Annotated in this window: 5 protein-coding genes and 2 pseudogenes; 3 read left to right on the top strand and 4 right to left on the bottom strand. The window is 35.3% G+C overall.

Features of this window, described 5'->3' with window-relative positions; genetic code table 11:
- On the top strand, positions 1-596 hold a 596-nt coding region (locus tag KA926_RS13660), incomplete at its 5' end, for an IS3 family transposase (RefSeq protein ID WP_210144619.1).
- Positions 597-2,412: 1,816 nt separating this feature from the next.
- A complete protein-coding gene (locus KA926_RS13655) occupies positions 2,413-2,880 on the top strand; it encodes a Dps family protein (RefSeq protein ID WP_003587210.1) in 468 nt (155 codons plus the stop codon).
- Positions 2,881-2,921: 41 nt separating this feature from the next.
- Here KA926_RS13655 and KA926_RS13650 read toward each other — a convergent pair.
- The 4 genes and pseudogenes from KA926_RS13650 to KA926_RS13635 all read right to left on the bottom strand — a co-directional run.
- A pseudogene (locus KA926_RS13650) lies at positions 2,922-3,011 on the bottom strand (IS30 family transposase); the annotation flags it as partial.
- A gap of 157 nt (positions 3,012-3,168) precedes the next feature.
- A complete protein-coding gene (tet(M), locus tag KA926_RS13645) occupies positions 3,169-5,088 on the bottom strand; it encodes a tetracycline resistance ribosomal protection protein Tet(M) (RefSeq protein WP_070544140.1) in 1,920 nt (639 codons plus the stop codon).
- A complete protein-coding gene (locus KA926_RS14210; protein ID WP_425268293.1) occupies positions 5,085-5,165 on the bottom strand; it encodes a hypothetical protein in 81 nt (26 codons plus the stop codon). The genes tet(M) and KA926_RS14210 overlap by 4 nt, the downstream gene beginning before the upstream one ends.
- 295 nt (positions 5,166-5,460) lie before the next feature.
- Positions 5,461-6,108: pseudogene (locus KA926_RS13635) on the bottom strand (conjugal transfer protein); the annotation flags it as partial.
- Positions 6,109-6,219: 111 nt separating this feature from the next.
- Here KA926_RS13635 and KA926_RS13630 point away from each other — a divergent pair.
- Positions 6,220-7,395 carry an IS256-like element IS1310 family transposase gene (locus KA926_RS13630; protein WP_002328814.1) on the top strand — a complete coding sequence of 392 codons (1,176 nt, stop codon included), beginning with the start codon at positions 6,220-6,222 and terminating at the stop codon, positions 7,393-7,395.
- The last annotated feature ends 80 nt before the right edge of the window (positions 7,396-7,475 follow it).

Raw genomic sequence — 7,475 nt, 5'->3', positions numbered from 1 at the left:
ATGAATTAGGTATTAAATCAATAACAAAAAAGAAATATAAGGCTACAACAAATTCCAAACATCAACTTCCTGTATATCCCAATATATTAAACCAATCATTTAAAGTATCCGGATTAGGAAGTGTTTGGGTCGCAGATATAACGTACATATACACGAGAGAAGGTTGGCTATACTTAGCAACAGTCATGGATTTATTTTCACGAAGAATTATTGGATGGTCAATGTCTTCAAGAATGACTAAAGATCTTGTGTTATCAGCCTTTAGAAAAGCATGTACAATACAAGAACCAAGAAAAGGACTGATTCATCATTCAGACCGTGGAAGTCAATATGCTTCTATAGAATATCAGACATTACTTAAAGAAAAAGGAATTCAAACAAGCATGAGTAGAAAAGGAAACTGTTATGACAATGCGTGTATAGAATCATTTCATAGTATTATCAAAAAAGAATTAATTCACCATTGTGACTACAAAACAAGGGATGAAGCAATGTTCAGTGTTATGGAATACATTCTTACTTTTTACAACTCAAAAAGAATTCATTCGACACTAAATTATATGAGTCCAATTGAATTTGAGAAAAAATATGCATAAAAACATCCTCGCGATTCATATACTTTTGGTCCTTTAAAAGAATATGAATCGCGAGGCAAGCAAGCGAAGCGCGGTAGAATTCTCTTTTTACTGTGTCCGTATTCTTGACATAGATCCACTCTGCCTGATATTAAATAGTGATATAATCAGTGATTTTATGAGATTAACTAGCTATTATATTGGTGGAGGATATATTAGTTATCAAAAGAAATACCTCAGCAGAGTCAAATTGCCAAACTTATCAAAAACAGATATTAATCTTCTTTTATCGGTCAGCGATGACAAAACAAAAATAAACAGATTAGTCCAACAATTGTATTTTGATTAATATTTTATTCTACACTGATATAATGTCTTCGAATATTTTAAAATAAGCGATTAAAAATTTGAATCAACAAGGAAGAAATTCATTATAAATCTTGAATTTCTTCCTTGTTTAATTTTATAAGAAACCGCATCATTTATGATATGCTTCCCCTTATCAGTGATTTTGCTAAAAAACTTTCAAAGTTAATTATTTTTTCAACAAATACCTTAGAGGATTTTTATTATTTAATATTAACTTTATTTAAATTTTGAAGTTTTTTAAAATAGTTGATAATGATCGAGCAGCTAATAATACAAAAGCTATTATTAGACTGAATCGGAATTAGGCTGTTCATCTGTTTCTCGCAATGTATTATTCGTAACTTGTGTTTGAGTTTCATTATTCGCTTTGAATAATATTTAAATTTTGTAATTTCTTACTTTGTTTTGATTCGCTATTGTCAGTTGTTTACTTTTAATCCTCATTATTCGCGCTATTATTAGATAGATAGTGTTAAATCTTGGGTTTTTGTTGATGGATAATAACCTACTTCAGTTAGTTCTTGATAGTCAATCTCACAGCTCTGGTGCCAGTTTCTACTAAACCGTATTTATACTACATCCCCATGTTCAGACTTATTAACATAAAAACTCACAGAATGATCTACCTTATCTCCAGTTTTAAAAAAGTTACATTTTCTAGATGGTAATCTTGTTCTTTCATAATACTGATGCCTATATCTGGAGCATTGCTAGCTGTTACTTCGCCTTCATCCGTATACTAAATAATAAAGTATTTACTTATGTAGTAATGGTAGAAATATTTGTTTTTATATCTTGATTCAGATTTAATTCTTATTGTTTATTTTCTTAAGTAGTAGCTCTCGAAATTGCACTACACTGCATCAAATTCCTCAATAATATACATTCCATTCACTGTTATTTGTATTTAGTATTAGTTTTCTAATTCCAACTTAATCTCAAAGAAATTATTTGTATGAAAGTTATTTTTGTTTCTGCTTATTTAAAAATTGAATGTTGATTAATTGCAAAAACAACGAATTACAGATTAAATCTTGATTTTTTGTTCCTCTTTTTTGCAGAATATTTTATCAAACCAAATATATTTTTAATACTTGCTCTCAATTCTACGGGAGGTTATCGATTTCTTTTTAACCAAGCTAATTGAGATTATTAAGATGTCATCCTCGTCCCCTGTTCTTCGGGGTAGTTATCGATCAGCTTTTATGGAAAGGCTATCGTTAAAGAGTATAGGTTCTCGTCCCCTGTTCTTCGGGGTAGTTATCGATCCTTTAACGCGTTTTGAACATCTTCATAAGGTAAATAAAATTCAATTGTAGATTAATTTTACAATCTTCCATATAACGTCTCCATCTTTTCAAAACGACTTAATTCTACGGGCTATAAATAACTTAATTTGCCAGTGTATAACGTTTCAGATTAAGCTACCACTAAGTTATAATAACCATATCGAAAGGAGACCAATCTAATGAAATATACGAAAACCAAAGCAGTATTAAATCAACTCGTTGCCGATTTGAGCCAGATGTCAATGATTATCCATCAGACGCATTGGTACATGCGTGGACCCAACTTTTTGAAGTTGCACCCCTTGATGGATGAGTTCATGGAAGAAATTGACAGCCAACTCGATGTCATTTCTGAACGGCTGATTGCGCTTGATGGCAGTCCTTACTCCACCTTAAAAGAAATGGCCGAAAACACTAAGATTCAAGACTGGCCTGGTGAATGGGACAAAACAACCCCAGAACGCCTCGCACACTTAGTTGATGGCTATCGTTACTTGGAAGACCTTTACCAACACGGCATTGAAGTATCCGATGTTGAAAAAGACTTCAGTACCCAAGATATTTTCATTGGTCTCAAAACCGCAATTGAGAAGAAAATCTGGATGATTCAGGCAGAGCTTGGGTCGGCGCCGGAAATTGATGAATAAAATAATATTAAAAAATCGGTAGACTTATGGTAGATTTTAAAATTAATCCGAACGCCCATTTGGATATTGGACAGCCCTAGTTCACAAAAGGTTTCGATTTTAATTCGTTCGGAATAGGTTATACTAGACAAAAGATCAGCTCCTAAAAGATGGGTTTGTGGTAAACACCATTTTAAAGGAAGCTGATCTTTTTTGTCCGAACAGCGTTCGGATTAATTCAAATCTTTATTAAAAAATATTTCATCTTATTTAACAAGAAACCATATTTATATAACAACATAAAATACACTAAGTTATTTTATTGAACATATATCGTACTTTATCTATCCGACTATTTGGACGACGGGGCTGGCAAACAGGTTCACCGGTAGTAACATGGTACCCTTTTAACTCTGTTAAACAAACACTACGTCCATTTGTAAAGAAAGTTAAATCACTACGATATTCTTGAATACACCGAGCAGGGATTTCTCCACTAAGAATGACCTCATTATTTTTCAATTGAGTGTCTACGATGTTCGCACAATATTTAGGAGCATCGTTGTATGCTCGTGAAAGATATTCCTGTGGCGCATAAATTTTAAAACTAAGATATGGCTCTAACAATTCTGTTCCAGCTTTTTTTAAGACTTGTTCCAATACAATAGGAGCAAGCATCCGAAAATCTGCTGGGGTACTAACAGGGCTATAGTATAAGCCATACTTAAAACTGATTTTACAATCCGTCACATTCCAACCATATAATCCTTGTTCGCAACCATAGCGTATCCCTTCCATAACTGCATTTTGAAATGATTGATTTAAGTATCCAAGAGAAACCGAGCTCTCATACTGCATTCCACTTCCCAACGGAAGCGGTGATACAGATAAACCAATGGAAGCCCAGAAAGGATTTGGCGGCACTTCGATGTGAATGGTATATTCTGCATTTTTTAACGGTCTCTCCATATAAATGACTGTAGGCTCTTTTAGTTCTATCTCCACATGATACTTTTCTTGCAACAGTGCACTAATCACTTCCATTTGTACTTTCCCTAAGAAAGAAAGTATAATTTCATGTGTCGTAGAATCCACGTAATATCGTAGAAGCGGATCACTATCTGAGATTTCCAAAAGGGCATCAAGCAACATTTCTCTCTGTTCAGGTTTACTCGGTTCAACAGTTGTTTGTAGTAGAGGGTGCGGATTTTCAATCTTTTTTCTCTGTGGCAATAGTTTTGTATCTCCAAGAACACTATTTAACTTCAAAAACTCATTTTGCAAAATAACAATTTCTCCAGAATAAGCTCTATCAATCTTACATAATTCACCATTTATTGAAGTATACATTTCTGTAACTTTTATTTTTTCTTTTTCTGATACTCTAACCGAATCTCGTAAATGTAGTACTCCACTATAAAGGCGTATATATACAAGACGTTGTCTTTTTTTTGTATATTCAATTTTGAAAACATTTCCGCAAAGTTCAGACGGACCTCGATGTGTTGATGAATAAAATTTATTCGTAATCACTTCTATAAGGTTATCAATCCCTATATTGTTTTTTGCACTTCCGTGATAAACAGGGAACAGGGAACAATTATGAAATCTTATGCTTTCCTCTTGTTCGAGTTCCAATGCTTCTAATGATTTACCGGACATATATTTCTCTAAAAGGTCATCGTTTCCCTCTATTACCGTATCCCATTGTTCAGATTCGGTAAAGTTCGTCACACACATATTAGGATACAGTTCTACCTTCTGTTTGATTACAATTTCGGCAGAAAGTTTCTCTTTAATATCCTGATAAACCGTTGATAAATCAATTCCATTTTGGTCAATCTTATTGATAAAAAAGATTGTGGGAATCCCCATTTTCCTAAGTGCATGAAATAATATACGAGTTTGTGCTTGTACGCCATCTTTTGCAGAAATCAGTAGAATTGCCCCATCTAAAACTGATAATGAACGATATACTTCTGCTAAGAAATCCATATGTCCTGGCGTGTCTATGATGTTCACCTTCGTATTTTCCCACTGAAAAGAGGTTATTCCTGTCTGAATTGTAATTCCTCTCTGACGTTCTAAAAGCGTATTATCCGTCCTCGTTGTACCTTTGTCCACGCTTCCTAATTCTGTAATCGCTCCACTGTTATATAATAAGCTTTCTGTTAAGGTAGTTTTTCCTGCATCAACATGAGCTAAAACTCCAATATTAATAATTTTCATGTGATTTTCCTCCATTCAAAAACCCAAAAGGGCATAAAAATCCCAGTGATAANNTTATCACTGGGATTTTTATGCATAACCATAGGTATACAAAGCATACAGATATTCTCTGGATACTTTAGAATCACATGATAAAGGTATTCTTAAACTGGGTACAAAAAACTAAGCCCTCCTAAAAAAGGACATCTAATTATTTGTTCCTGCTATCAAATTGACAGTTTATTTAAGAATACCTTGCCGCATATTTATTAACTCCTTTTAAATAGTCACTTAAATAATAGCACGTAAGAGCATATTTGTAAAGGAATCTCCAATTTTTTATCAAAAAGAGTACATGATTACAAAGTATCTGTAATCATGTACCAATATTTGTTATTTTACAATCTTCCAATTATCTTGTTTTTCTAATATCAACTCAAATTGCGAGATTTGGGTTGCCTTTGTTTCTTGATCTAAATATTTCACAGCGACATTCACGATTACTTGGTTATCTTTTCTGGTAAAGATAGGATTCACCAATTCCTCGAAAACATATTCCTTGTTAATCATAGGTAACACATGATTACTTACATAGTAAGTCAATTCTTTTTCTGTGGCGGTAGGATAGAGCTGGAAGAACGTTTCTAAAAAGCTAATGATTTCGTCCATCGTTTCTGTATCTACTGTATGGTCACTTTCTAGCTGTTTGGGTTGGTAGTCCGATTTTTGAGGTTTCTTACTCATTGTCGGATTTTTGATAATAACCATATTATCTGATTCATCTATATGGACAACCACATGAAAGCTAGACGATATAGTTTCCTTGTCTTTGTCTTCGGTAATAACTTGTTCAACAGAAAACAGTACCTCAAAGGTGTTCTCATTCACTTGAGAAACCTGCCACACCTGTATATCGTTCACACTAGAACTAGTAGGAATATCCTTACGAATCATTTCTTCATTTAATACCTGCAATTCTTCCGTCAAATAATGGGTCAATTTCTCATTTCGTTTATCAATGGCTTCTTGGGATTGGAGAGCGTAAAATATCTTGTGTAAACGCACAAAAGATTTCTAAATTGTATAGAAATAGGGAATGCCTTCCCTTATGATATTTAGTAACCACAGAAAACATCACAGGAGGCATTCCCCATGAATGAACTTACCACAGAAATTATCGCTGCACTAGCCCAAAAACAAGATTTGGACGAAGTTTTTCGTCACCACCTTGAAATCGCCATCAACCAGCTGCTTCAAACTGAATTGGCAGAGTTTTTGGGTTACGAACGCTACTCATACGCTGGGATTAACACTGGTAATAACCGCAACGGCAGTTATGAGCGCTCGTTTGATACGAAGTACGGCCAACTTAACTTAACCATTCCTCGAGATCGCAATGGCCGGTTTGAAAATCATACCTTGCCAGCCTACGGTCGGCACAGTGATAATTTAGAAACAACGGTTATTCAGTTGTATACCAAGGGAATTACCACTGCTGAAATTGCCGAACTCATTGAGAATATGTACGGTGCTCACTACTCCAAAGCCACGGTTTCCAACATGACTAAAGCCGTCAATGAACAGGTTCAAGCTTTCCAGCAACGTCGACTGGCTTCACAATATGCGGCTATCTTCTTAGATGCCACTTACTTGCCGTTAAAGCGGGATACCGTTCAAAAAGAAGCGGTTCATATTGCGATTGGCATTCGTCCAGATGGTACGAAAGAAGTGCTGAACTACCAAGTGGCGCCGACGGAATCAACTGGGATCTGGACTGAATTACTGGGAACCCTGATTAAGCAAGGTGTCAAAGATGTGCTGTTGTTTGTGGCCGATGGGTTAGTTGGTTTGGATGAAGGTTTAAATCGGCATTTTCCCAAAGCTAAACGACAACGTTGCCTGGTTCATGTTGGGCGTAATTTGATAAACAAAGTTCGGGTGAAAGACCGTAAGGCCGTGATCAATGACTTTAAACAAGTTCATTGGGCTGCCAATCGTGAAGCAGCCGAACTGAAACTGAATGAGTTCGCCAACAACTGGCATCGTACCTATCCCAAGTTAATCAAAGATCTGCTTAAAATGCCGAATCTGCTCACTTTCATGGACTTTCCACCAGCCATTCGGCAATCACTCTACTCCACTAACTTGATTGAGAACTTTAACAAGCATCTCAAGCGCACCACCCACCGCAAAGAACAATTTCCAACGGAAGATTCACTGGATCGATTCCTGGTTTCTCAGTTTAATGCTTATAACGAGAAGTCTCTGAAGCGGATCCACCGAGGCTTTAAAGGACTCCAGGACACCTTGGAAGCATCATTTATTTGAGTTAGTTACATATTATATGTACGAAGGCATTTCATTTACACAAGATTCTTGACGCTACCCAAAATCGTGAAACAGGCGAA

Origin of the sequence: Staphylococcus sp. GDY8P94P, assembly GCF_017892255.1 — a bacterium.
Classification (GTDB): Bacteria; Bacillota; Bacilli; order Staphylococcales; family Staphylococcaceae; genus Staphylococcus; species Staphylococcus cohnii.
This window is presented reverse-complemented; position numbering and strand designations above follow the sequence as displayed.